The organism is Pseudomonas sp. 29 (assembly GCF_002754355.1).
Classification (GTDB): Bacteria; Pseudomonadota; Gammaproteobacteria; order Pseudomonadales; family Pseudomonadaceae; genus Aquipseudomonas; species Aquipseudomonas neuropathica.
The window spans coordinates 3,540,050-3,566,844 of the sequence record NZ_PEEY01000001.1; the positions used below are offsets into that span (position 1 = coordinate 3,540,050).

Annotated in this window: 18 protein-coding genes; 12 read left to right on the forward strand and 6 right to left on the reverse strand. The window is 59.6% G+C overall.

Annotated elements, in window-relative coordinates:
- Positions 1-92: 92 nt before the first annotated feature.
- Complete coding sequence (locus tag CLU80_RS16365; protein WP_286079745.1) at positions 93-2,699, reverse strand: hypothetical protein; 2,607 nt, start codon at positions 2,697-2,699, stop codon at positions 93-95.
- A 209-nt stretch (positions 2,700-2,908) separates the two neighbouring features.
- Between CLU80_RS16365 and CLU80_RS16370 the strand changes: the two genes are divergently transcribed.
- The 4 genes from CLU80_RS16370 (at position 2,909) to CLU80_RS16385 (ending at position 12,386) form a co-directional block, all read left to right on the forward strand.
- Entirely contained in the window at positions 2,909-5,221 is a 2,313-nt protein-coding gene (locus CLU80_RS16370) for a YgiQ family radical SAM protein (protein WP_099757847.1), read from the forward strand.
- A gap of 424 nt (positions 5,222-5,645) precedes the next feature.
- Complete coding sequence (locus CLU80_RS16375; protein ID WP_099757848.1) at positions 5,646-8,921, forward strand: transglutaminase family protein; 3,276 nt, start codon at positions 5,646-5,648, stop codon at positions 8,919-8,921.
- An 88-nt stretch (positions 8,922-9,009) separates the two neighbouring features.
- Positions 9,010-11,496, forward strand: coding sequence for a circularly permuted type 2 ATP-grasp protein (locus CLU80_RS16380; protein ID WP_099757849.1), 2,487 nt, complete (start codon positions 9,010-9,012; stop codon positions 11,494-11,496).
- Positions 11,496-12,386 carry a transglutaminase family protein gene (locus CLU80_RS16385; RefSeq protein WP_099757850.1) on the forward strand — a complete coding sequence of 297 codons (891 nt, stop codon included), beginning with the start codon at positions 11,496-11,498 and terminating at the stop codon, positions 12,384-12,386. Before CLU80_RS16380 ends, CLU80_RS16385 begins: the two co-directional genes overlap by 1 nt.
- Positions 12,387-12,596: 210 nt before the next feature.
- Here the strand turns inward: CLU80_RS16385 and CLU80_RS16395 are convergent, their stop codons facing one another.
- Both CLU80_RS16395 and CLU80_RS16400 read right to left on the reverse strand, forming a co-directional pair.
- Positions 12,597-12,794, reverse strand: coding sequence for a hypothetical protein (locus CLU80_RS16395; protein WP_095047310.1), 198 nt, complete (start codon positions 12,792-12,794; stop codon positions 12,597-12,599).
- 68 nt (positions 12,795-12,862) lie between these two features.
- A complete protein-coding gene (locus tag CLU80_RS16400; RefSeq protein WP_093430190.1) occupies positions 12,863-13,450 on the reverse strand; it encodes a cytokinin riboside 5'-monophosphate phosphoribohydrolase in 588 nt (195 codons plus the stop codon).
- 340 nt (positions 13,451-13,790) lie between these two features.
- Between CLU80_RS16400 and azu the strand changes: the two genes are divergently transcribed.
- Entirely contained in the window at positions 13,791-14,234 is a 444-nt protein-coding gene (azu, locus tag CLU80_RS16405; protein ID WP_008078296.1) for an azurin, read from the forward strand.
- A gap of 200 nt (positions 14,235-14,434) precedes the next feature.
- Here the strand turns inward: azu and nadE are convergent, their stop codons facing one another.
- The 3 genes from nadE to CLU80_RS16420 form a co-directional block, all read right to left on the reverse strand.
- Positions 14,435-15,262, reverse strand: a complete 828-nt coding sequence (nadE, locus tag CLU80_RS16410; protein ID WP_093430191.1) for an NAD(+) synthase — start codon at positions 15,260-15,262, stop codon at positions 14,435-14,437.
- A 4-nt stretch (positions 15,263-15,266) separates the two neighbouring features.
- Positions 15,267-16,490, reverse strand: a complete 1,224-nt coding sequence (gene pncB / locus CLU80_RS16415) for a nicotinate phosphoribosyltransferase (RefSeq protein ID WP_093430192.1) — start codon at positions 16,488-16,490, stop codon at positions 15,267-15,269.
- A 213-nt stretch (positions 16,491-16,703) separates the two neighbouring features.
- Positions 16,704-17,606: a LysR family transcriptional regulator gene (locus CLU80_RS16420; RefSeq protein WP_095047312.1), complete on the reverse strand. Its 903-nt coding sequence runs from the start codon at positions 17,604-17,606 to the stop codon at positions 16,704-16,706.
- A 162-nt stretch (positions 17,607-17,768) separates the two neighbouring features.
- On the opposite strand from CLU80_RS16420, the gene amaB reads away from it, so the two are divergent.
- From amaB to CLU80_RS16455, 7 genes are all read left to right on the forward strand, one after another.
- Positions 17,769-19,259 carry an L-piperidine-6-carboxylate dehydrogenase gene (gene amaB, locus CLU80_RS16425; protein ID WP_099757852.1) on the forward strand — a complete coding sequence of 497 codons (1,491 nt, stop codon included), beginning with the start codon at positions 17,769-17,771 and terminating at the stop codon, positions 19,257-19,259.
- A 171-nt stretch (positions 19,260-19,430) separates the two neighbouring features.
- Positions 19,431-20,714, forward strand: coding sequence for an L-pipecolate oxidase (gene amaA, locus CLU80_RS16430; protein WP_099757853.1), 1,284 nt, complete (start codon positions 19,431-19,433; stop codon positions 20,712-20,714).
- 368 nt (positions 20,715-21,082) lie between these two features.
- Positions 21,083-22,216 (forward strand): ABC transporter substrate-binding protein, encoded by a 1,134-nt coding sequence (locus CLU80_RS16435; protein ID WP_007915892.1) that lies wholly within the window; start codon positions 21,083-21,085, stop codon positions 22,214-22,216.
- 241 nt (positions 22,217-22,457) lie between these two features.
- A complete protein-coding gene (locus tag CLU80_RS16440) occupies positions 22,458-23,372 on the forward strand; it encodes an ABC transporter permease subunit (RefSeq protein WP_007915894.1) in 915 nt (304 codons plus the stop codon).
- A gap of 3 nt (positions 23,373-23,375) precedes the next feature.
- On the forward strand, positions 23,376-24,677 hold the full coding sequence (livM, locus tag CLU80_RS16445; protein ID WP_099757854.1) for a high-affinity branched-chain amino acid ABC transporter permease LivM: 1,302 nt from the start codon (positions 23,376-23,378) through the stop codon (positions 24,675-24,677).
- On the forward strand, positions 24,674-25,546 hold the full coding sequence (locus CLU80_RS16450) for an ABC transporter ATP-binding protein (RefSeq protein ID WP_016985385.1): 873 nt from the start codon (positions 24,674-24,676) through the stop codon (positions 25,544-25,546). The genes livM and CLU80_RS16450 overlap by 4 nt, the downstream gene beginning before the upstream one ends.
- Positions 25,543-26,259 (forward strand): ABC transporter ATP-binding protein, encoded by a 717-nt coding sequence (locus CLU80_RS16455; protein WP_007915900.1) that lies wholly within the window; start codon positions 25,543-25,545, stop codon positions 26,257-26,259. Before CLU80_RS16450 ends, CLU80_RS16455 begins: the two co-directional genes overlap by 4 nt.
- The last annotated feature ends 536 nt before the right edge of the window (positions 26,260-26,795 follow it).

Genomic DNA, 26,795 nt, shown 5'->3' on the forward strand with positions numbered 1-26,795 from the left:
TATCCTTGCGGGTTTGCGCATCAGTTCGCCTGAACGGGAGCTGATGGCAGGGGCGGCGTCATTGCCTGATTGATCGTATGGCCCTGAGTCCTTTACTCAGGCCTGGAAGGCACGCCAGCCTCGCTGGCCAGTGCAAAAATCTTGCTCGCGGTCTTGCCATCGAAGGTCTGGCGCCAGATGGCCACGTGCGGCAAGCCTGCCTGTTCATCGCGGCGCTGAGACTCGATACCGCGTCGGCTCTGTTCGAGGGTTTTGAGGTGGCCGCCTCTTGTGGTGAAACTCAGTGGCGCGGCGTTGTGCTGGTCATAGTGGAAGTGTGCCTCCCATAACGGTGCGTCATCGGCGCGATCAGTGATCGAATAAACGTCGAGAAACGACTTGCCCTTGCCTTTGCCCGATGGCTTGCGATCAACGGTTTTGCTCACGCTGACTTCGTCGGCATCCATCAGATAGTTCAAGCGCATGATGTCGAGCACCTCCCTGTTCTTGTACATGCGCACCAGAACACTTTGGCCATGCGCGTCCAGTGACCCGCCAGCGCTTCGCAAGCGCGCAGCCAGGTCGAGGATTTCGGTGTCCGCGTCTTCATGGCTTTCCAGGCGCCTTGCCTGCTCGTTCAGTCGTTCAGTCTCTTTACTCAGGTCTTCGACAATATCGGTCGGATTGGTTTTTCTCGCCTCGTCCACCCTGGCCTTGGCAACGTGTTGTTCGACGTCGGCCAGTAACCGGTTAGCCTCGGCGACCAGCTGTGGTCTGGGTGTACTGGTGATGGGCAGGCGCACTGGCAACCATTCGCCTTGTCTTTTTTCGTAGCGAGCGGATGGAGAGCCGGGGCGCAACGGGTCCGGAACCCTGACGATGACATTGCCGTCCTGAGCCGTTTCCGTTTCACCGACCAGAACCCGGTAAGTACCGTGTTGGCGGACCCGGAAAACTTTCCTGGGCGTTAACGGGCGGGAGCTTTCGGAAGGGTCGGGGAGCGTTGGAAGGAAGTCAAAATCGATATCGTGGTCGATGTTGGGCAGTTCGCGGTCGCGCCCGATCGACTCCAGAATGTCGCTGAGCCTGTTATCGATTCGCCTCTCGAGTGGGTCGATCAAACTTAGGATTTCCTTGAGGTACCCGGCCCGAGAGGCATCGCTGTCAGCGTGGGTGGCCAGTTGCATTTCAAATCGTGATTTGTCCGCCCTGATCTGATCCAGGCTCAAAAGCAGTGCCATGGGGTGCTCGTGTTGCGGAATGTTTTTCAGGTCTCCGGTGACCAGATCGACGCAGGAAAGCGACGGCATGGTGGTATTGGGCGAATGGTCGGGCGTGCCCGCATACAGGTGCACGTAGAGGGTCAGCTTGTTGAAGTTGATGCGCTCGGGCGACGGCACTTGCTGCCTGATTTCTTCGAGTATCGGTGCCGCTCCCGGGTCGGCTTTTCTGATTTCTGCCAACACCACTTCACGTTCTTCGATAAACCTCAGCTTCTTGTTCAGGTGAGGGATGATCCGCTTGCAACTGTCGGCATCCAGACTGGAGACGGTAGGCTTGACCCGCAGGTCCATGGCCGCCATGAGGCGGTTCAGAAATTCGGCGCGTTCTATGCGGAAAGTCTGCAGTTCCTGCTTGAATAGCCCGCTGGCTTTCGCAAGGGTCAGCCATTTTCTGTTGAGCACCAGCGACTCTACGAAATCCGCCTGTTTTTGCACATGCTTGAGCAAATGCACTTCCAGGCTCAGCAGTTTTGCGTTTTGCTCTGCACTGCCCTGCGGCAGTTTCTGGGTTTCTGCCCAGAGCGTGTTGTGACGCTCCGACGAATTCGTCAATTCCGTGTGGGCCTTTTGAAAAGGCTCATGCATCTGCAACAACGTGTCTTTACTCAGGCGGGCAATCTCCGCGTCCTGAATACCTCCCTTCAGCTCTGGCAAATGATAAACCCAGCGATTGCCCTCATCGCGCCGCACAGTCCGCGTTTCGCCGCTGCGGCTGGCGCGGTAGATATTTGCGATATCGGTTGCCACGGGGTCTTTCGGGTTGACGATACGCCACGCTTTTTGTGTCGCCGTGGAGGCACTCACATCGTGCATGACCTGATAAACGTGGTTGTGCAGGGACAGGTACAGTCGGCCCTCGTGGCGCAATAACCCGTCGCTGTCGGCCTTGGCGCGTGTGATTTCGAGATCCGTGCGCAACGTCTGCAGGTGAGGGTCAATCAAGGTCACGGCGTCACCGTCCTTGAGCGAATGCCACAGACCGCTGTCGGTGTCGCGCAGCAGTAGCGGACCACTGGCAACCCGCTCGGCTGCGAGTTGGGCGCGGTAGAGGCCGGTCTGCGGATCGATGCCGACCATCACGATGCTGCCGTGCGCGACATCGACGTATTCGCGGCCCTTGTACATCCTCAAGCCCTCGGTATTGGCCTGGGGCAAACGGTCAGGTGCGGGGATACGGTAACTCTCCAGCGATTTTGCTCCCGTTGCGCCCGTTTTCACCGAGGCGGTTGCTGTGTGCGTGATGACGACGGGAGACGGTCTTGTTACCTCAGGGCTGGCAGTGCCGTGAGTGCCGCCCGGACGCGTCGCAGAGGAGACAGGCAGGGACGGTTCAGGCCCCGTCCGTGGCGCTCGCCCGGTATTGCCTTGCTGCGGCGCATCCGGGCTGGTTGGGGTCTTGACTTTGATGCTGCCCTTGGCGGGCTGTTTGGGTGACATTGCTTCATCCTTGAAGGGTTGCCACATCAGTCGGCGCAGGCACCGGACTGATGAATGTTAAGTTTGAACGATGATTTTTTTGCCTGTTACGGGGTATCGGGCAGGCTCGACGCGGGTTGTAAGAGAAACCGACCATTGCCGTCGGAATTGGTTATTTTTTGTGCTATATTCCGCGCCCGCGAATTTTCACTTCAACACCGGTCGTCGACATGCAAGCAGCCAAGCCGTTATTTGACTATCCAAAATATTGGGCCGAATGTTTCGGGCCAGCGCCATTCCTGCCGATGAGCAGGGAGGAGATGGATCAGCTTGGCTGGGATTCGTGCGACATCATCATTGTTACCGGTGATGCCTACGTCGATCACCCTTCGTTTGGCATGGCGATCATTGGCCGGCTGCTGGAGTCCCAGGGCTTCCGTGTCGGGATCATTGCCCAGCCAAACTGGCAGTCCAAAGACGATTTCATGAAGCTCGGCGAGCCGAACCTGTTCTTCGGGGTTGCGGCGGGCAACATGGACTCGATGATCAATCGCTACACCGCGGACAAGAAAATCCGTTCCGACGACGCCTATACGCCCGGCGGCATGGCCGGCAAGCGTCCGGACCGCGCGAGCCTGGTCTACAGCCAGCGCTGCAAAGAAGCCTACAAGCACGTGCCGATCGTGCTCGGCGGCATCGAAGCGTCCCTGCGCCGCATTGCCCACTACGACTACTGGCAGGATCGCGTGCGTAACTCGATCCTGATCGACGCCAGCGCCGACATTCTGCTGTACGGCAACGCCGAGCGCGCGATCGTCGAAGTCGCCCAGCGCCTGTCCTACGGGCACAAGATCGAAGACATCACCGACGTGCGCGGCACCGCGTTCATCCGTCGCGATACGCCGAAAGACTGGTACGAAGTCGACTCGACGCGTATCGACCGTCCGGGCAAGGTCGACAAGATCATCAACCCGTACGTGAACACCCAGGACACCCAGGCCTGCGCCATCGAGCAGGAAAAAGGTCCGGTCGACGATCCGCAGGAAGCCAAGGTCGTACAGATCCTGGCCAGCCCGCGCATGACCCGTGACAAGACCGTGATTCGCCTGCCATCGGTAGAAAAGGTGCGCGGCGACGCCGTTCTGTATGCCCACGCCAACCGCGTGCTGCACCTCGAAACCAACCCGGGCAACGCCCGTGCGCTGGTGCAGAAGCACGGTGAAGTCGACGTCTGGTTCAACCCGCCGCCGATTCCGATGACCACTGAAGAAATGGACTACGTGTTCGGCATGCCTTACGCCCGTGTCCCGCACCCGGCGTACGGCAAGGAGAAGATCCCGGCCTACGACATGATCCGTTTCTCGGTGAACATCATGCGTGGCTGCTTCGGTGGCTGCACCTTCTGCTCGATCACTGAGCACGAAGGCCGGATCATTCAGAACCGTTCCGAAGAGTCGATCATTCGCGAAATCGAAGAGATCCGCGACAAGGTGCCAGGTTTCACCGGGGTCATCTCCGACCTCGGCGGCCCGACCGCGAACATGTACCGCATCGCCTGCAAGACACCGGAAATCGAATCCGCGTGCCGCAAGCCGTCCTGCGTGTTCCCGGGCATCTGCCCAAACCTGAATACCGACCACTCGTCGCTGATTCAGCTGTACCGCAGCGCTCGTGCCTTGCCGGGTGTGAAGAAGATTCTGATTGCTTCCGGCCTGCGCTACGACCTCGCGGTCGAGTCGCCGGAGTACGTCAAAGAGCTGGTGACCCACCACGTCGGTGGTTACCTGAAGATCGCCCCGGAACACACCGAGGAAGGTCCGCTCAACCAGATGATGAAACCGGGCATCGGCAGCTATGACAAGTTCAAGCGCATGTTCGAGAAGTACACCAAGGAAGCGGGCAAAGAGCAGTACCTGATTCCGTACTTCATCGCCGCCCACCCGGGCACCACCGACGAAGACATGATGAACCTGGCCCTGTGGCTCAAGGGCAACGGCTTCCGCGCCGACCAGGTGCAGGCGTTCTACCCGTCGCCGATGGCCACCGCCACCGCGATGTACCACTCGGGCAAGAACCCGCTGCGCAAGGTCACCTACAAGAGCGACGGCGTGACCATCGTCAAGAGCGAAGAGCAACGTCGTCTGCACAAGGCGTTCTTGCGTTATCACGACCCGAAAGGCTGGCCGATGCTGCGTGAAGCGCTGATCCGCATGGGCCGTGGTGATCTGATCGGTTCGGGCAAGGATCAGTTGATCCCGACGCATCAACCGGCGACTGACAGCTACCAGAGCGCCCGTCGCAAAAACTCGACGCCGGCCGGCAGCCATAAAGTGGCGAAGGACGGTAAAGAGAAGACCACCAAGATTCTCACCCAGCACACTGGCTTGCCGCCACGTGCCAGTGATGGTGGTAACCCTTGGGACAAGCGGGAGCAGGCCAAGGCGGCGGCGTTTGCCCGTAACCAGCAGGCTGCGAAAGAGCGCAAAGACGCCGCGAAAGGCAAAGGGCCGAAGCCGACCCGCAAGCCGGTCGTACCGCGCTAAACATCGCTTGAGATGAGCAGAACGCCAACCTTCGGGTTGGCGTTTTGCATTGCAGGGGCTGGATATTGGGTTGTCCGGGAGATCCATCCCCCTCACCCCAGCCCTCTCCCCCATGGGGGGCGAGGGGGAAGGGAGCAGATCTCCATGCTTTTCAAGATTTGAGTTCGACTCAAGACCTTCAGGTCGGTGTAGCTCGCTTAGTCAACTCGGTCAGTCCCCTCTCCCTACGGGCGGTCCGACGTTTCGGGAGGGTTAGGGTGAGGGGCTCTTCGCAACATTTACGTGCAATCAGCCCAAACCATTTCCCCGCATCGCCCGATTTTGGTGCTGTACTGCCCTAAGCATTCCGGGAAAGCGCCCAAGCCTCTGCATGGCATAAGTCTTGCGCGCTTTCGAATACGCTTAGGCTCGCAGGAGGCACGCCGTGTCGATTCATGTCGCATTGCATCACGTCACGCATTACCGCTATGACCGCGCTGTCGAACTCGGCCCGCAGATCGTACGTCTGCGCCCGGCTGCCCACAGCCGCACGCGGATTCTGTCGTATGCCCTGAAAGTTTCGCCCGAGCAGCATTTCATCAACTGGCAGCAAGACCCGCAGGGCAACTACCTCGCGCGATTGGTGTTTCCCGAGAAAACCAATGAGTTGCGCATCGAGGTCGATCTGCTCGCCGAAATGGCGGTGTTCAACCCGTTCGACTTCTTCCTCGAACCCTACGCCGAGAAAATCCCTTTCTCCTACGCCGCCGATGAGCGCAAGGAACTTGCGCCGTACCTCGAAACCCTGCCGCTGACGCCGAAATTCAAAGCCTATCTGGACGCCATCGACCGCACGCCGCTGCCGGCGGTGGACTTCCTTGTGGCGCTCAACCAGCGCTTGAGCGAAGACATCGGCTACCTGATTCGCATGGAACCGGGCGTGCAGACCCCGGAACACACCCTTGAGCACGCCTCCGGTTCATGCCGCGATTCGGCGTGGTTGCTGGTGCAACTGCTGCGCAACCTCGGGTTGGCCGCGCGGTTTGTCTCCGGTTATCTGATTCAACTGACCGCCGACGTGAAAAGCCTCGATGGCCCGTCCGGCACTGAAGTCGATTTCACTGACCTGCACGCCTGGTGCGAGGTGTATTTGCCTGGCGCTGGCTGGATCGGCCTGGACGCCACTTCCGGGCTGTTCGCCGGCGAAGGGCATATCCCGTTGGCGTGTAGTCCCGATCCGTCCTCGGCGGCACCGATCAGTGGCTTGGTCGAGCCATGCGAATGTGAGTTCAGCCATGAAATGTCGGTGGAGCGGATCTGGGAGGCGCCGCGCGTCACCAAGCCCTACACCGATGAGCAATGGCTGGCGATTCAGGCGCTGGGCCGGCAGATCGATGCCGATCTGCTGGCGGATGACGTGCGCCTGACCATGGGCGGCGAGCCGACCTTCGTTTCCATCGATGACCCGGATGGCGCCGAGTGGAACACCGCCGCGCTGGGGCCGGCCAAGCGGCGACTTTCCGCTGAACTGTTCCAGCGCATGCGCACGCATTACGCGCCGCAAGGTCTGGTGCATTTCGGCCAGGGCAAGTGGTATCCCGGCGAGCAACTGCCGCGCTGGTCGCTCAATTGCTATTGGCGTCGCGACGGTGTGCCGATCTGGCACAACAACGCACTGATTGCCGATGAGCAGCAGGACTATGGAGCGGATGGCGAGCTGGCCGGACGCTTCCTCGCCAGTGTCGCCGAGCGCCTGAAATTGCCTACACGTTTTGTCTTCCCGGCCTACGAAGACAATTTCTACTACCTCTGGCGCGAGGGCACGTTGCCGAGCAATGTCAGCGCCGAAGACTCACGTCTTGAGGAACCGCTGGAGCGCGCACGCCTGCGCAAGGTGTTCAGTCAGGGCCTGAACAAGGTAATCGGTCAGGTGTTGCCGCTGGCGCGCACCGCCAAAGGCGATCAATGGCAGAGCGGGCGCTGGTATCTGCGTGACGAACATTGCCGACTGGTGCCGGGGGATTCGCCGCTGGGCTATCGCCTGCCGTTGGGGGCGCAGCCGTGGGTGAAGGCCGCCGAGTATCCGTTCATTCATCCTCAGGATCCGAATCAGGACTTCCCTGAGCTGCCGGAAAACGCGCAGCTCAACAGTCATGGCGAACCTGCCGCGACTGACGAACGCGTGCCAAAAATCGACGAATCTGCCGACTGGCTGACCCGCACTGCATTCTGCGCCGAAGCCCGCGAGGGGCGTTTGTACCTGTTCATGCCGCCGCTGGAGCGGGTTGAGGATTATCTGGAACTGGTGGCCGCCATCGAAGCCACCGCCGAAGAGCTGCATTGCCCGGTGCTGCTGGAAGGCTATGAGCCGCCGAGCGATCCGCGTCTGAGCAATTTCCGCATCACCCCCGACCCGGGTGTGATCGAGGTCAATGTGCAGCCGTCGGCGACTTGGGACGAGTTGGTCGAACGCACCGAATTTCTCTATGAAGAGGCGCGCCAGACCCGCCTGACCACCGAGAAATTCATGATCGACGGTCGTCACACCGGCACCGGCGGTGGCAACCATTTCGTTCTCGGTGGTGCGACGCCGGCGGACTCACCGTTTCTGCGCCGCCCGGATCTGCTGCGCAGTCTGATCGGTTACTGGCACAACCATCCATCGTTGTCGTATCTGTTTTCCGGCTTGTTCATTGGCCCGACATCGCAGGCGCCGCGTGTCGATGAGGCGCGTAATGATGCTTTATATGAACTGGAAATCGCTTTTGCGCAGATGCCCGAGCCGGGCGAGGAATGCGCGCCGTGGCTGGTTGATCGACTGCTGCGCAACCTGCTGATCGACGTCACCGGCAACACGCACCGTGCCGAGTTCTGCATCGACAAACTGTATTCACCGGACGGCGCCACCGGGCGTCTCGGCTTGCTTGAGCTGCGTGCTTTTGAAATGCCGCCCCATGCGCGCATGAGCCTGGCCCAGCAGTTGTTGCTGCGGGCACTGGTCGCGCGTTTCTGGCGCGAACCTTATGCGCCGCCGAAACTGGCGCGCTGGGGCACTGAACTGCACGACCGCTTCCTGCTGCCGCACTTTATCGAACAGGATTTCGCCGATGTCATCGTCGAACTGAATAACGCCGGTTATCCGCTGCGCGCGGAATGGTTTGCCGCTCACCTGGAGTTTCGTTTTCCCAAGGTCGGCGATTACGCCGTCAACGGCATCGAACTGGAGCTGCGTCAGGCGCTGGAACCGTGGCATGTCCTGGGCGAGGAGGGCGCGGCTGGCGGCACGGTGCGTTACGTCGACTCATCGCTGGAGCGTTTGCAGGTCAAGGTCAAAGGCCTGCCGCCGCAGCGCTATCTGCTGACCTGTAACGGCATCGCCGTGCCGTTGCATCCGACCGGACGGGTTGGCGAGTTTGTCGCGGGTGTGCGTTACCGCGCATGGCAGCCGGCCAACTGTCTGCAACCGACAATACCCGTGCACGCACCGCTGGTATTCGACCTGCTCGATACCTGGATGGGGCGTTCGCTGGGCGGTTGCCAGTACCACGTCGCGCATCCGGGCGGGCGTAATTACGAGACGTTGCCGGTCAATGCCAACGAAGCGGAGAGCCGGCGCATGGCGCGATTCTTCCGCGTCGGACACACGCCGGGGAAACTTCCTATACCCAACGTGGAAATCAGTGACGAGCTACCGATGACAATCGATTTGCGACGTTTCTAAGGCCTACGCGACACGCGGATTTTTCGTATATCCGCGCGTCATGTGCCTGCGTTAGTCTGACCGTTCCTTGCTGTCTGCCGAGCTTTCCATGCCTGACCTGCTAGACCGCTACCCGCTTACGGCGGGCACTTATCACGAACTGCTCGACGGCAGTGGCGCGGTGCGCCCGCACTGGCGGCGTTTGTTCGATCAGTTGCAGCGCAGCACGCCGGCGCAACTGCTGCAGCGTCAGGCACTGCTGGCGCGGCAGATTCAGGAAAACGGCGTCACTTATAACGTCTATGCCGACCCGAAAGGCGCGGATCGGCCATGGGAGCTGGATCTGTTGCCGCATGTGATTGCGGCGGATGAATGGCAGCAATTGTCGGCAGGCATCGCTCAGCGCGCGCGACTGCTCAACGCTGTGTTGGCAGATTTGTACGGGCCGCAGCGGTTGATCAGTGAAGGTTTGCTGCCGGCAGAGCTGGTCTTTGGTCACAACAACTTTCTCTGGCCGTGTCAGCATATCGCGCCGCCGGAAGAGATATTTCTGCACCTGTACGCCGTGGATCTGGCACGTACGCCGGACGGGCGCTGGTGGGTGACTGCCGATCGTACACAAGCGCCATCGGGCGCAGGGTATGCCCTGGAAAACCGCACCATCGTGTCGCGGGCCTTTCCCGAGTTGTACCGGGATCTGAAGGTGCAGCATCTGGCGGGATTCTTCCGCACATTGCAGGAAACCCTCGCGCGACAGGCGCCCAGTGACGATGACGCACCGCTGGTGGTACTGCTCACGCCGGGGCGCTTCAATGAAAGCTACTTCGAACATTTGTATCTGGCTCGTCAGCTCGGTTACCCACTGGTCGAGGGCGGTGACCTGACGGTGCGCGACGCCACGGTCTACCTGAAAACCCTCAGTGGTTTGCGTCGGGTGCATGCGATCATGCGCCGGCTCGATGATGATTTCTGCGATCCGCTGGAGTTGCGCACGGACTCGGCACTCGGCGTTCCCGGGTTGCTTGAGGCAGTACGCCAAGGGCGGGTTCTGGTCGCCAATGCGCTGGGTAGCGGCGTGCTGGAGTCGCCGGGATTGCTGGGCTTTCTGCCGAAGATCAACCAATACCTGTTTGGCGAAGAACTGATTTTGCCGTCGATCGCGACGTGGTGGTGCGGTGAGGCGCCGGTGTTGGCCCAAGCCCTGGAAAAACTGCCCGAACTGCTGATCAAACCAGCATTTCCTTCGCAGAGCTTCGCGCCGGTCTTTGGCCGTGATCTGAGTGAAAAACAGCGTCAGGCGCTTGCCGAGCGCATGCAGGCGCGTCCTTATGCCTATGTGGCGCAAGAATTGGCTCAACTGTCCCAGGCACCGATCTGGCAGGCGGAAAATGGTCAACTGCAACCACGGGCGATCGGCATGCGCATGTACGCCGTGGCGGGTGCTGACGGTTATCGCGTGCTGCCCGGTGGTCTGACCCGGGTGGCCGCCGAGGCTGATGCCGAAGTAGTGTCGATGCAGCGCGGTGGGGCGAGCAAAGACACTTGGATACTCGGTGATCGTCCGCCCAGTGGCGAGCAGTGGAAGAGTCAGCGCAGCGTTGGGGTCCATGATCTGGTACGACGCGATCCGTATCTGCCTTCGCGAGTGGTGGAAAACCTGTTCTGGTTCGGCCGTTACTGTGAACGCTGTGACGACAGTGCGCGACTGCTGCGGATCATGCTCGCGCGCTATGTCGACGGCGACGACCCGCAAGCGTTGCAGGCGGCGGTCGACCTCGGTGAGCGGCTGACGCTGCTGCCGGATGAAGGTGAACTCCCTGAGCGCCTGTTGGCGGCGCTGCTCGGTGAGGACTGGTCGTTCAGCCTGCGTTCCAACCTGCAGCGTTTGCAGTGGGCGGCCTCGCAGGTGCGCGGCAAGCTTTCGCGGGAGAACTGGCAAGCGCTGGTGGAGTTGCAGCGCGAAGCGATGGAACTGGACACCGACGAGCCTGATTTCGGCGAACTGCTGGACTTCCTCAACCGGCTGGTGATGTCGCTGGCGGCGCTTTCCGGGTTTGCTCTCGACGACATGACCCGCGACGAAGGCTGGCGCTTTCTGATGATTGGCCGGCGCATCGAGCGACTGCAGTTTCTCAGCAGCAGCCTTGCGGCGTTTCTGCGTGGCGCCGGTGCTTTCGATCAGGCAGGCCTGGAGTGGTTGCTGGAGTTGGGCAACAGCAGCATCACCTACCGCTCACGTTATCTGGCGGTGGCGCAATTGATTCCGGTGCTCGACCTGTTGTTGCTCGACGAGCAGAACCCGCACGCGGTGTTGTTTCAGTTGAAACTGGTGACCCGCACCTTGAAACGTTTGAACGATGATTTCGCGGCGCCACGGGAGGCGGGATTGCCGCAACTGGTCGAGCGTCTGGCGCGGTTTGATCTGGGATGTCTGGAGAATCCGCTGTTCGGGGAATCCAGCGTACGAGCCGCTCTGAATGGTCTGGCGGATCTGCTGCAGGACATTGCCGAGGCCAGCGGGCAGGTGTCGGATCGTCTGGCCCTGCGCCATTTCGCCCATGTCGATGATGTCAGCCAGCGCACGGTGTCCGTTTGATGAATGCTCGCTACCAGATCCTCCACGACACCTGTTACCACTACGACAGCCCGGTTTCCCTGGCGCAGCAACTGGCGCACTTGTGGCCGCGAAAATGCGATTGGCAGCGTTGCACCGAACAGCAATTGCTGATCAGTCCGGACCCGACAGCACGGCGCGATGAGCTGGATGTGTTTGGTAATCCGTTGACCCGACTGGCCTTCGAACGCCCGCATGACGAGTTGCAGGTCAATGCGCAACTCACGGTGGAAGTGCTGGCGCGGCCTGTGCTGGATTTCAATCAGTCGCCCGCCTGGGAGCTGACCCGCGATGCGCTGACCTACAGCAGCCAGCCGTTGTCCGCTGAGTTGCTCGAAGCTTGTCGCTACCGCTTCCAGTCACCGTACGTACATTTGAAGCGCAGTTTCGTCGAGTTTTCACAAAGCTGTTTTCCGCCGGGGCAGCCATTGCTTCTCGGTGTGCAGGACTTGATGCAGAAGATCTTCAGCGAATTCACCTTCGACGCCGAGGCGACCCAAGTGGCGACGCCCTTGGTGGAAGTACTGGAGCGACGACGCGGGGTCTGTCAGGACTTCGCTCACCTGATGCTGGCGTGCGTGCGCTCGCGAGGGCTGGCAGCGCGTTATATCAGCGGCTATCTGCTGACCCAGCCACCGCCGGGGCAACCACGCCTGATCGGCGCTGATGCGTCGCATGCCTGGGTGTCGGTGTTTTGTCCGGTGCTGGGCTGGGTGGATTTCGATCCGACCAACAATGTGCAGCCGGCGCTGGAGCACATCACGCTGGCGTGGGGGCGGGATTTTTCCGATGTGTCACCGCTGCGCGGGGTGATTCTGGGCGGCGGCAATCATGACCCGGAAGTGCGCGTCACCGTGATGCCCCTGGATTAACGCCGATCAAACTGTAGGAGTGAGCCTGCTCGCGATAGCGGTGTGTCAGCAGCAAATATTTACACTGATACACCGCTTTCGCGAGCAGGCTCGCTCCCACAGGGGATTTTGGTGTATTGGGGAGGGGAAGGGCTGTGAGGGCCGGCAGTGGAACCGCCAGCCCCGTCACAAATCCGCAGGGTCTGATTCGATGATCAAACCCGGTGGGGTTCAGGCGTCGGGCGCCTGATCTTTCGGTGTTTCAGTCGCTTCGGTTGCATCAACATCATCTTGCGTCGCCACTTCACCGTCAGGGTTCAGTGCCGCTTCCTCAGCGGTTTGTTTCTTGCGCTGAAGCTTTTCCTCTTTCTTCTGTTCCTTTGCCAGGTCTCGTTGACGTTTGGCGAAGGAGTAATTGGGTTTGGCCATGGGCGATCCTCTTGGGTCGAAGGTGAGGTTGAGCGGCGCATATTCTGCCTTGTATCGGTGCCTCGTGGTTAGCCGGGTTTTTGGTCGACCCATTTTGGCGTGACGGTCGGCTTCCAGTTATCCAGGGCATCGAGCAGGGTTTGCGCTGATTCGCTCACTTGCAGCATGTCACGGTGTGGCGCGCGAACGAAGCCTTCGCCGACGATATGGTCAAGAAATGCGGTGAGTTTGCTGTAGAAACCGTTCACTTCCAGCAAACCCAACGGCTTGCCGTGGTAGCCGAGCTGGCCCCAGGTCCAGACTTCGAACAGCTCTTCCAGCGTGCCGAGGCCGCCGGGCAGGGCGATGAAGGCGTCGCTCAGCTCGGCCATGCGTGCCTTGCGCGCGTGCATGCCATCGACCACTTCCAGGCGCGTCAGGCTTTTGTGGCCGATTTCCTTGTCCATCAGGCTTTGCGGGATGATCCCGATGACTTCGCCGCCGGCAGCCAGCGCCGCGTCAGCAACAATGCCCATCAAACCCACGGCGCCACCGCCGTAGACCAGGGTCAATTTACGTTCGGCCAAGGCCCGGCCAAGGGCGACGGCGGCTTCGGTGTAGGCCGGAACAGTGCCGGCGTTGGCACCGCAAAATACACACACAGATTTCAGAGACATGCCTTCCTCCTGGGTCAATCCGTGACAGGGTAATGGCTGGCAAGCCTCGATCCAAGGCCTAAACTTCGCGTTCAGGCGATTCAAAGGTACCGCTGGCGCCACAGGCGTAGGCGGCGAGCAAACTGCACAACAGACCGTTAAAGAACATGACAGGCACTCCGTCTCAGTAGATGCGCCGATCATAGGGCGGGCCGGGAATTCTGGCCGTTAGATTGTTTCGATGAATGTCATAGCCTGAAAGTTGTATACAATTTTTGACTCAAGTCATAGGAACTTGCGAAGATTTCAGGCAGTCTTTCCATCATTCGTGTTTTTGTTAACCCTGCCTTGGAGATTCACCATGTTTTCCAAAGTTGTTGCGGTATCCCTGCTGGCGTTGGCCAGCAGCCAATTGATGGCTGCTGAGTGCAAAACCACCGTTGACTCCACCGATCAGATGTCCTTCAACACCAAGGAAATCGTGATCGACAAGAGCTGCAAGACCTTCACCGTCGAACTGACTCACTCCGGCAGCCTGCCGAAGAACGTCATGGGCCATAACCTGGTGATCAGCAAAGAAGCTGACATGCAGCCGATCGCTACCGCTGGCCTGGCCGCCGGTATCGACAAGAACTACCTGCCGGAAGGTGATGCACGCATCATCGCTCATACCAAGATCATCGGCGCCAAGGAAACCGATTCGCTGACCTTTGACGTAGCGAAGATTGCTGATGGCGGCTACGGCTTCTTCTGCTCGTTCCCTGGCCACATCTCGATGATGAAAGGCACGATTACTGTCAAGTAATCAGGACCACCGCGTCATCGTTCTTCGCGAGCAGGCTCGCTCCCACACGGTTCTGTGTCGGTCACACATTTTGTGAACAACAGATAAACCTGTGGGAGCGAGCTTGCTCGCGAAGGGGCCATCCGCATCAATGAATGTAATGGCCAAAGAAAAGCCCGCTGAGGATCACTCCTCAGCGGGCTTTTTCATTCCATCAGCGCTTACGGCGCAAACGGCATCACACGCTTGTGATGGGTCTTGTTGTAGGTCGCAACGATGATGTCGAACGCTTCCTGACGCACCGGTTCGCCGTGCAGGAACGCATCGATCTCGGCATACGTCACGCCATGCGAAGCCTCATCAGGTTTGCCCGGCGACAAATCCTCAAGGTCCGCCGTGGGCACTTTCTCGACCAGCGACTCCGGCGCACCAAAGCTGCGCGCAATCGCACGAACCTGATTTTTCACCAGACCACTGAGCGGTGCCAGATCACAGGCACCGTCACCGAACTTGGTGAAGAAACCCATCACCGCTTCCGCCGCATGATCGGTACCGATCACCAGACCGTGCGCCGCGCCGGCGATGGTGTACTGCGCCACCATGCGCATCCGCGCCTTGGTGTTGCCCAGTACGAAATCCACCGACACCGCGTGCTTGCCTTCAAACGCCGCCACTTCACTGGCCAGCGACTTCACCGCCGGGCCGATATTTACGGTATGGCGCTCGTCCGGCGCGATGAAATCCACCGAGGCCTGGGCGTCGTGTTCGTCAAACTGGGTTTCGTAAGGCAGACGCACGGCGATGAATTTGTAGCTGTTGTCGCCGGTCTGGTCACGCAACTCGCGCATCGCCCGCTGGGCCAGCAGGCCGGCGGTCAGTGAGTCGACGCCGCCACTGATGCCCAGCACCAGCGTCTTGAGCCCGGAATTGACCAGGCAATCCTGAATAAAGGTGATGCGCCGGGCGACTTCGGCCTGCAGGGCCTTGTGGTCGGCGAACGGCGGTTGCACCTTGAGCTGTTCAGCAATCTCACGCTGTACGGCTTGCATGAATTCACTCCTTGCTAGATAGACTGGAATCGGCAGGAACCTGGAAAACGTGCCGCAAATAGGCGACAAAATTCGGGTCTTTACAGTGGGTCTTGCCTGGCTCGTCGGAGATCTTTGCCACCGGTTGGCCGTTGCAGGCGGTCATTTTAAGCACGATGCTCATCGGTTCGACACCCGGAATGTCACAGGTGAGGTTGGTACCGATGCCGAAGCTGACGTTGATCCGCCCGTGCAGCGCACGGAAGATCTCCAGCGACTTGGGCAGGGTCAGGCTGTCGGAGAACACCAGGGTCTTGCTCATCGGATCGATGCCGAGTTTGTGATAGTGCGCGATGCATTTTTCGCCCCACGCCACAGGATCGCCGGAGTCATGGCGCAGGCCGTCAAACAGCTTGGCGAAGAACAGGTCGAAGTCGCCAAGGAACGCATCGGTGGTGATGCAATCGGTGAGCGCGATCCCGAGCAGGCCACGGTATTCGCGAACCCAGCAATCAAGCGCGGCGATCTGGCTATCGATCAGCCGTGGACCGAGTTGCTGGTGCGCCATGATCCACTCGTGGGCCATGGTGCCCAGCGGTTTCATGTCCAGCTCGCGGGACAGGTGTACGTTACTGGTGCCGACGAAACGCCCGGGGAAGTCGTGTTTGAGTACATTCACCACTTCAGCCTGCACGCCATACGAAAAGCGGCGGCGGGTGCCGAAATCGGCGACCTGCAGTTGCGACAACTCGTCGGCCGAGGCGTTGGCGGTCAGCCAGTCGAACTTGCGATAGAGCTGTTCGCGCGCTTGTTCCAGCACGGTTTCGCGGTAGCGATAGCGGTTGCGCACTTCGCTGACGATCGCCAGCAGCGGCACTTCGTAGAGAATCACATGCAGCCACGGCCCGCGCAGACGGATGAACAATTCGCCGTTCTCGATGCCGGTGTGCAGATAGCGCAGGTTAAAGCGGAACAGCCCGAGAAAGCGCAGGAAGTCCGGCTTGAGGAAACTGATGCGCTCGAGAAAGCTCAGTTGATCGGCGCTCAGGCTCAGTTCGGCCAGACGCTCGATCTGAAAACGGATCTCGGCCAGATACGGGCGCAGATCTTCGCTATTACGGCAACGAAACTCCCATTCGACTTCGACGTTGGGATAGTTGTGCAGCACCGCCTGCATCATCGTCAATTTGTAGAAGTCGGTGTCGAGCAGGTTCTGCACGATGCGATCGGCAAACACGCTCTCGCTCATAACGGGGTCTCCAGGTGCGCCGCGCCCGTGCGCGGTCTCAATCGATGGCGCTAGTGGCGCATATCAGGGACGAAGATTGCCAGCAATTTTTTAGATCACCGCAGAACCCTTGTCGGAGCGAGCCTGCTCGCGAAGGCGTCATTTCAGTCGAAATGGGTATTGAATGTGCCGGCCTCTTCGCGAGCAGGCTCGCTCCCACATTTTTCAATCGGGTCAGTCATTCGGGCTATCGATCTGCTCCAGCATCCACTTCACGAAATCCCGTACCTTTGGCACTTCCGCCGCATGCTCCGGGTATGCCAGGTAATAGGCATCGGTGCTGGGCATGGCATGCTCAAAAGGAATGACCAGTTTGCCGTCGGCCAATTCCTCTTCCACCAGAAATCGCGGCAACAACGCCACACCGCAACCAACCTGCGCGGCACGGATGCACATATAAAAGGTTTCAAAGCGCGGCCCGTGATAGCTGTGTTCGGTCTGGTAACCCTGACTGTCGAACCAGTCGTGCCAGGCCTGCGGGCGCGAGGCATTTTGCAGCAGGACCAGATCGGTGAGTTGCGTCGGATCAGTAAACGGCTTATCAGGCAGGCTGCCCGGTGCGCACACCGGCACCAACTCTTCGCCGAACAACTTCAGGCACTCAGTGCCGGGCCGTGAACCCTGGCCGAAATAGAACGCCAGATCGCTGCGCCCTTGCAGCAGATCATCCGCTTCCTGCTCGTTGCACAAGTCCAGATGAATCGACGGATGGCGCAGCCGCCAGCCTTTCAGGCGCGGCACCAGCCAGCGCGCACCGAAGGTCGAGGGCGTCGAGACGCGCAGGACTTCGGTCTCGCCGCCGTAGGAACGCAGGTAATGCGTCGACATCTCCACTTGTGTGAGGATTTTTCGTACTTCAACCAAGTACAAATCCCCGGCCGGGGTCATCTGCAAACGTCGACGCACGCGGCGAAACAATAAATGCTGCAACAGCTCTTCAAGCTGCGCGACCTGTTTGCTCACCGCACTCTGGGTCAGATTCAGTTCCTCGGCGGCGCGCGTGAAACTGAGGTGCCGGGTCACGGCCTCGAAACACTGCAGGGCGGTGATCGAGGGCAAGTGGCGTTTGTTCAGCATGGCCGATCCTTTTCTTGTCTTTCTAGCGCAGCATGAATAAACGGAATGATATCTCGCGTAAAGGTCGTTTGTTGCCTCGCCATTGTGACGCTACAACTAAAGGCCTGCCCGGTCGCGAAAAAGCGTCCGCACACATTCAGTTTTTTGCTTGAGGAGTGACCCATGGTTGCCGCATTGCTTGATCGTCTTGGTGTGAACCCGGCCCTTTATCAGAACGGCAAAGTGCCGGTGCATTCGCCGATCGACGGCAGCCGCATCGCCGCCGTGAACTGGGAAGGCCCGGCCGAAGTCGAGCAGCACATCAGTCGCGCAGATCATGCGTTCGAGCAGTGGCGCAAGGTGCCGGCTCCGCGTCGTGGCGAGCTGGTGCGTCAATTCGGTGAAGTACTGCGCGAATACAAGGCTGATCTCGGCGAACTGGTTTCCTGGGAGGCGGGCAAGATCACTCAGGAAGGCTTGGGTGAAGTGCAGGAGATGATCGACATCTGCGATTTTGCCGTCGGCCTGTCCCGCCAGCTGTACGGTTTGACCATTGCCTCCGAGCGTCCGGGCCACCATATGCGTGAAACCTGGCATCCGCTGGGCGTGGTCGGGGTGATCAGCGCGTTCAACTTCCCGGTTGCGGTGTGGGCATGGAACACCACGCTGGCGCTGGTTTGCGGCAACCCGGTGGTGTGGAAACCGTCAGAGAAAACCCCGTTGACCGCGTTGGCCTGCCAAGCGCTGTTTGATCGCGTGGTGAAGAATTTCAGCGATGCGCCGGCGAACCTGTGCCAGGTGATCATCGGCGGTCGCGATGCCGGCGAAGCGCTGGTCGATGATCCGCGTGTCGCACTGATCAGCGCCACCGGCAGCACGCGCATGGGCCGTGAAGTCGCGCCGAAAGTCGCCGCGCGTTTCGCTCGCAGCATTCTGGAGCTGGGCGGTAACAACGCGATGATCCTCGGCCCGAGCGCCGATCTGGACATGGCGGTACGGGCGATTCTGTTCAGCGCCGTCGGTACTGCCGGGCAGCGTTGCACCACCCTGCGTCGACTGATTGCCCATGAGTCTGTGAAAGAAGAAATCGTCACTCGTCTCAAGGCTGCTTACTCGAAAGTGCGCATCGGCAACCCGCTGGAAGGCAATCTGGTTGGCCCGCTGATCGACAAGCACAGCTTCGAAAACATGCAGGACGCCTTGGAGCAGGCATTGAGCGAAGGCGGTCGAGTGTTCGGCGGCAAGCGTCAGCTCGAAGATCAATTCCCCAACGCCTATTACGTTTCGCCGGCCATCGTTGAAATGCCCGAGCAGAGCGACGTGGTCTGCAGCGAAACCTTCGCGCCGATTCTCTACGTGGTCGGTTACAGCGATTTCCAGGAAGCGCTGCGCCTGAACAATGCCGTGCCGCAAGGCTTGTCGTCGTGCATCTTCACCACTGACGTGCGCGAGGCTGAGCAGTTCATGTCGGCAGTCGGCAGCGATTGCGGCATCGCCAACGTCAACATCGGCCCGAGCGGTGCCGAAATTGGCGGCGCGTTTGGTGGCGAGAAAGAGACCGGTGGCGGGCGTGAGTCCGGCTCGGACGCGTGGCGCGCCTATATGCGCCGGCAGACCAACACCGTGAACTACTCGCTGGAGTTGCCGCTGGCGCAGGGCATTACGTTCGACTGAGTGCTCCCGTCATATGGAGATCCCCTGTGGGAGCGAGCCTGCTCGCGAATACGGTGGGTCAGTCGACATTGATGTTGGCTGATACGCCCCTTTCGTCGGAACGCCGCCCGGAGCAAGCTCGCTCCCACAGGATCAGCACTGTGTTTGGCAGGTTTCTGTTGGAGTCTGGCAATGCCGTTACGCGAAGAATGTCTGTGGGAAAAGATCACGCCGCAAAGGCCGGATAACACCGCGCTGCGGGGCGAAGTAAAGGTCGATGTCTGCGTGATCGGCGCCGGGTTCACCGGATTGTCGGCGGCGCTGCATCTGTTGGAAAAAGGCAAAAGCGTCTGCGTGCTGGAAGCGCATCGCGCCGGTCATGGCGGTTCCGGGCGCAACGTCGGGCTGGTCAACGCCGGCCTGTGGATCCCGCCGGACGAGATTGAGGCCGGGTTTGGCGAAGCGGTCGGCAGCCAGCTCAACCGCATGCTCGGAGCGGCGCCGGCGCTGGTGTTCAGCCTTGTGGATAAGTACAACATCGATTGCCAGTTGCGCCGCGAAGGCACCCTGCACATGGCGCACAACGCCAAGGGCGAGGCGGATCTGCGCAGTCGCGAGCAGCAATGGAAGCGCCGTGGTGCGCCAGTCGAACTGCTGACCGGCAAGGCCTGCGAGCAAGCCACCGGCACGCAAAAAATTGCCGCTGCGTTGCTCGATCGTCGCGCCGGCACGCTCAACCCAATGGCTTATGTCACCGGGTTGGCCAACGCAGTGAGCGGACTCGGCGGGCAAATGTTCGATCATTCCCCAGTCTCTCGCCTTGAGCGTCAGGGCGCGAAATGGTCGGTGCAGACCGAACACGGTTCAGTGCTGGCCGAGCAAGTGGTCATCGCCTCCAACGCCTACACCGAGGGCGACTGGACCGAACTCAAGCGCAACTTCTTCCCCGGTTACTACTATCAGGTCGCTTCGGTGCCGCTGAGCGAAGACGCCGCGCAGGCAATTCTTCCGGGCGGGCAGGGCTCGTGGGATACGCGTCAGGTGTTGAGCAGCATCCGCCGTGACAAAGAAGGGCGGTTATTGCTCGGCAGCCTGGGCAACGGCAATCAAAAACCGACCTGGTTTCTCAAGGCCTGGGCCGATCGCGTGCAGCAGCATTATTTCCCCAATCTGAAACCGGTCGAGTGGGAATGCACCTGGACCGGGCGTATAGCTTTTACGCCAGATCACCTCATGCGCCTGTTCGAGCCGGCGCCGGGACTGGTGGCCGTCACCGGTTACAACGGCCGTGGCGTCACCACCGGCACCGTGGTCGGCAAGGCTTTCGCTGATTACCTGTGTAACGGAAATCCTCAAGCCCTGCCGATTCCCTTCGCACCGATGCAGCCCCTGACCGGTGTGGGCTTGCGCAGTTGCCTGTACGAGGCCGGGTTCTCGCTGTATCACGCGGGCCAGTGCCTGCGCATTGTGATTTGAGTGTTGAAATATGTTGCCGGACGCGGCGCTTTTTCACGTAGCGACTAGCCTGTAATGGTGCGGGTTGTAGCAGTCCCGCACCAGCAGTGTGCAGTTCGGTGACGCGGGCTGTTACAGGCTGGTTGCACGTCGTTTGGCGCCGCGGTTGCAATGATGGCGCGTGCGGGTTGCGCCGGAAAAAATAAATGGTTTCACCTTCCGCGGTTTAGACGGTTGCACGCCCAATGAAAATGGGAACGAAACAGTCGAAATAACAAGAAAGCAGCGACTTTTTGAAGAATAAAAAACCGATGGCACGGCCCTTGCTCAGAGCAATCAGTGAAGTGAAGTCGCAGTGCCAACTAAAAAAAACCTTGGAGCACCACCTCATGTCCCAGACGTTTTACAAGAAAGGCTTTCTGGCCCTCGCAGTGGCTACTGCGTTGGGTGTTTCTGCGTTTGCTCAAGCTGATGTGAAAATCGGTGTAGCGGGTCCAATGACGGGCGCCAACGCGGCATTTGGCGAGCAGTACATGAAGGGTGCACAGGCAGCGGCTGACGCAGTCAACGCGGCAGGCGGCGTCAATGGGGAGAAAATCGTACTGGTCAAAGGCGATGACGCCTGCGAACCGAAGCAGGCCGTGACGGTCGCCAAGGACCTCACCAACCAGAAAGTCGCCGGCGTGGTCGGTCATTTCTGCTCCTCTTCGACTATTCCAGCGTCGGAAATCTACGACGAAGCCGGGATCATCGCGATCACCCCGGGTTCGACCAACCCACAAGTCACCGAGCGTGGCCTCAGCGCCATGTTCCGTATGTGCGGGCGTGACGATCAGCAAGGCATTGTGGCCGGCGACTACATCGTCGACGTGCTCAAGGGCAAGAAAGTCGTCGTACTGCACGACAAAGACACCTACGGCCAAGGCCTGGCGGATGCCACCAAAGCCCAACTGGTCAAGCGCGGCGTGACGCCTGTGTTGTACGAAGGCCTGACCCGTGGCGAAAAAGACTTCAGCACCATCGTTACCAAGATCCGTGGCGCTGGCGCCGACGTCGTCTACTTCGGCGGTCTGCACCCGGAAGCCGGCCCGCTGGTTCGCCAACTGCGTGAACAAGGCCTGAAAGACGTCAAGTTCATGTCCGATGACGGCATCGTGACTGACGAACTGGTGACCACCGCCGGTGGCCCGCAATTCGTCGACGGCGTACTGATGACCTTCGGCGCCGACCCACGCCTGCTACCAGACAGCAAGACCGTGGTAGATGCTTTCCGCAAGGCCGGTACCGAGCCTGAAGGCTACACCCTGTACGCCTACGCTTCGGTGCAAACCCTGGCTGCCGCGTTCAACGGCGCGAAGTCCAACAAGGGCGAAGAGGCTGCGGCCTGGCTGAAGAAAAACCCGGTTAAAACCGTCATGGGTGAAAAAACCTGGGACTCCAAGGGCGACCTGAAAGTCTCCGACTACGTGGTTTACCAGTGGGACAAGGACGGCAAATATCACCAGTTGGAAAAACAGAAGTAAGGGCTGACGCGATCAGCTGATCCCCACCGATCCAATGTGGGAGCGAGCCTGCTCGCGAAGACGGAGTTACAGGCAACACATGTGTTGAATGTTAATCCGCTATCGCGAGCAGGCTCACTCCTACAGGGGGCGGTGGTGACGGGTGAATCGCGCTCTGACATTGCTCCGACGTAAATCTGTATTTTTCCTAGAAGAACCGCACTCCACAGGTGTGCAGGTTCTCACTGCGTGAGATTGCGTTATGGATGGTATTTTCCTGCAGCAACTGGTCAACGGCCTGACCCTCGGGTCGGTCTATGGCCTGATCGCCATCGGCTACACAATGGTCTACGGCATCATCGGCATGATCAACTTCGCCCACGGCGAGGTTTACATGATTTCTGCTTACCTGGCGGCAATCAGTCTGGCTCTGCTGGCTTACTTCGGTATTGAATCCTTCCCGCTGCTGATGCTCGGCACCCTGATTTTCACCATCGTGATCACTGCGGTGTATGGCTGGGTCATCGAGCGTGTCGCTTACAAACCCCTGCGCAACTCCACCCGCCTGGCACCGTTGATCAGCGCCATCGGCATCTCGCTGATTCTGCAAAACTACGCACAGATCGCCCAGGGCGCCAAACAACAGGGCGTACCTACCCTGCTGACCGGTGCGTGGCGTGTTGAAGTCGGTACCGGCTTCGTGCAACTGACCTACACCAAAGTCTTCATTCTGGTGGCCGCATTCGTCGGCATGGGCCTGCTGACCTACGTCATCAAGTACACCAAGCTCGGACGCATGTGTCGTGCGACCCAGCAAGACCGCAAGATGGCTTCGATCCTCGGCATCAATACCGATCGGGTCATTTCCTATGTGTTCATCATCGGTGCAGCCATGGCGGCGCTGGCCGGCGTGCTGATCACCATGAACTACGGCACCTTCGACTTCTATGCCGGCTTCATTATCGGCATCAAGGCGTTTACCGCAGCGGTACTCGGCGGGATCGGTTCATTGCCCGGGGCAATGCTCGGCGGGATCATCCTCGGCATCTCCGAGTCGCTGTTCTCCGGCCTGGTCAACTCCGACTACAAAGACGTGTTCAGCTTCTCGCTGCTCGTACTTGTTCTGGTCTTCCGGCCGCAGGGCCTGTTGGGCCGTCCTCTTGTGTCGAAGGTGTAAGCGATGTCTTCAACCACTCAAAAATCCATCGATATCAAAAAAAGCCTGGTTGAGGCGATTCTTGCCGGCCTGATTGCCCTGATCGTTTTCGGCCCGATTGTCGGCGTCGTGCTTGAGGGTTACAGCTTTAACCTCGAACCGACCCGCGTGGCCTGGATCATCGGCATTGTCATGATCGGCCGCTTTGCCCTCAGCCTGTTCCTGCAAACGCCCAAGGGCCTGAAAATTCTCGACGGATTCGAGAGCACCGGCTCTGGTGTGCACGTGCTGCCTGCCGATCACAAATCCTCGCTGCGCTGGATCATTCCGTTGCTGATTGTGCTGGCGGTCATCGTGCCGTTTGTCTCCAACTCCTATCTGCTCGGCGTGGTCATCCTCGGGCTGATTTACGTGCTGCTGGGGCTGGGGTTGAACATCGTGGTCGGTCTGGCCGGTCTGCTCGACCTTGGTTATGTGGCGTTCTACGCCATCGGTGCCTACGGTCTGGCCTTGGGTTATCAATACCTGGGGCTGGGGTTCTGGACGGTGTTGCCGCTGGCTGCGATCACTGCCGGGCTGGCCGGTTGCATCCTCGGTTTCCCGGTGCTGCGTCTGCATGGCGACTACCTGGCGATCGTGACCCTGGGCTTCGGTGAAATCATTCGTCTGATCCTCAACAACTGGTTGTCGCTGACTGGCGGCCCGAACGGCATGCCGGCGCCACTGCCGACGTTCTTCGGTCTGGAGTTCGGCAAGCGGGCGAAGGATGGCGGGGTGCCGTTCCATGAGTTCTTCGGCATCGCCTACAACCCGGACGTGAAGTACTACTTCATCTACGCAGTCTTGTTCCTGGTGGTGCTGGCCGTGCTCTACATCAAGCATCGGCTGGTGAAAATGCCGGTCGGTCGCGCCTGGGAAGCCTTGCGTGAAGATGAGATCGCCTGCCGTTCAATGGGTCTGAACCACGTGCTGGTCAAGCTTTCGGCGTTCACCATCGGTGCGTCGACGGCGGGTCTGGCCGGGGTGTTCTTCGCCACCTACCAAGGCTTCGTCAACCCGACCTCGTTCACCTTCTTCGAATCGGCACTGATCCTCGCCATCGTCGTACTCGGCGGCATGGGCTCGACCATCGGCGTGGTGATCGCGGCATTCGTGCTCACCGTTGCTCCGGAATTGCTGCGCGGCTTCGCCGAATATCGCGTGCTGCTGTTCGGCATCCTGATGGTCTTGATGATGATCTGGCGACCGCGCGGGCTGATTCGCATCAGCCGGACCGGGGTCACTCCACGCAAAGGTGCCATTCACTATGAGAGGACTGCGCCATGAGTGAAGTCGTACTCTCTGTTGAAAAACTGATGATGCATTTCGGTGGCATCAAGGCTTTGAGCGATGTCAGCCTGAAGGTCAAACGCAACTCGATCTTCGCCCTGATCGGCCCCAACGGTGCAGGCAAGACCACGGTGTTCAACTGCCTGACCGGGTTCTACAAGGCCTCGGGCGGCAAGATCGAACTCAATGTGCGCGGCCAGCAGACCAACGTCATCCAGTTGCTGGGCGAGTCGTTCAAACCGACCGATTTCGTATCGCCGAAGTCATTCCTCAGCCGTATGTACTACAAGATGTTCGGCGGTACGCACTTGGTGAACCGGGCAGGCCTGGCGCGGACGTTCCAGAACATTCGCCTGTTCAAGGAAATGTCGGTGCTGGAAAACCTGCTGGTGGCCCAGCACATGTGGGTCAACCGCAACATGCTGGCCGGTATTCTCAACACCAAGGGCTACCGCAAGGCCGAAAGTGATGCGCTGGATTGCGCGTTCTACTGGCTGGAGGTGGTCGATCTGGTGGACTGCGCCAACCGGCTCGCCGGTGAGCTTTCCTACGGCCAACAGCGTCGTCTGGAAATTGCCCGGGCCATGTGCACGCGGCCGCAGATCATCTGCCTCGATGAACCGGCCGCCGGCCTCAACCCTCAGGAAACCGAAGCGCTCAGCGCGATGATCCGGCTGCTGCGCGACGAGCACGATCTGACCGTGGTGCTGATCGAACACGACATGGGCATGGTTATGAGCATTTCCGACCACATCGTGGTGCTGGACCACGGCATCGTCATCGCCGAAGGCGGGCCTGAAGCGATCCGCAACGATCCGAAGGTGATCGCAGCCTATCTGGGCGCCGACGAAGAGGAGCTGGTATGACGCAACCGATCCTCGAACTCAAAGACCTCGACGTCTTCTATGGTCCGATCCAGGCCCTCAAAGGTGTTTCGCTGCAGATCAACGAAGGGGAAACCGTCAGCCTGATCGGCTCCAACGGTGCCGGCAAATCGACGTTGCTGATGTCGATCTTCGGCCAGCCACGGGCGGCAGGCGGGCAGATTCTTTATCAAGGCGTCGACATCACCCACAAGTCCTCGCACTACATCGCTTCCAACGGCATTGCGCAGTCGCCGGAAGGGCGGCGAGTGTTCCCCGACATGACCGTCGAGGAAAACCTGCTGATGGGCACCATTCCGATTGGCGACAAGTACGCCAAAGAGGACATGCAGCGCATGTTTACGCTGTTTCCACGGCTGGAAGAGCGACGTAACCAACGGGCGATGACCATGTCTGGTGGTGAACAGCAAATGCTCGCCATTGCCCGTGCCTTGATGAGCCGACCAAAGTTGTTGCTGCTCGATGAGCCTAGCCTGGGCCTGGCGCCGATTGTGGTGAAGCAGATTTTCGCGACCCTGCGGGAATTGGCGAAAACCGGCATGACCATTTTCCTCGTCGAGCAGAACGCTAACCATGCGCTGAAGCTGTCGGACCGCGCATATGTGATGGTTAACGGCGAGATTCGCCTGACGGGCACGGGTAAAGAGTTGCTGGTGAATGAGGAGGTGCGTAACGCCTATCTGGGCGGGCACTGATTCTTCGACGTTATGCACAGCCCCGGCGACGAAAGTCCCGGGGTTTTTTTATCTCGCAAATCCACCGCAACCCCCTGTAGGAGTGAGCCTGCTCGCGATCGTGGTTTCCCATTCGCCATCACCGATAGCTGATACACCGCTATCGCGAGCAGGCTCACTCCTACAGTTGATCTGCGCCAGAATCCAGAATTGTGGAAAACAAATTCCCCAAGCTGCCAAAGCGCGACATATAGACGCTGCAAATGGCTGTTTTTCCACAGATTTGACTTGTCCCCGTTTGCTGTGGAACTGGCTGTGAATAACGTGGGTGTATCTGGCTGCGCGCCATGTAAACCGTGGTCTGCAAGTGTGTGGTTGTTTTTTGATCAGGCGTTTTTGCGTGGCTTGAAGTCTTTGTTGTCAACCTTTTTATAGTGTCGCGGATAGCAGCGATTCCGGGTGAACAAGCCTGTGGATAAGTCTGTGATTAAACTCTGGAAAGACTGCGCTGAGGGCCGTAATTACTGGCCTCGCGCAATCACTGCGCTGACTGCTCG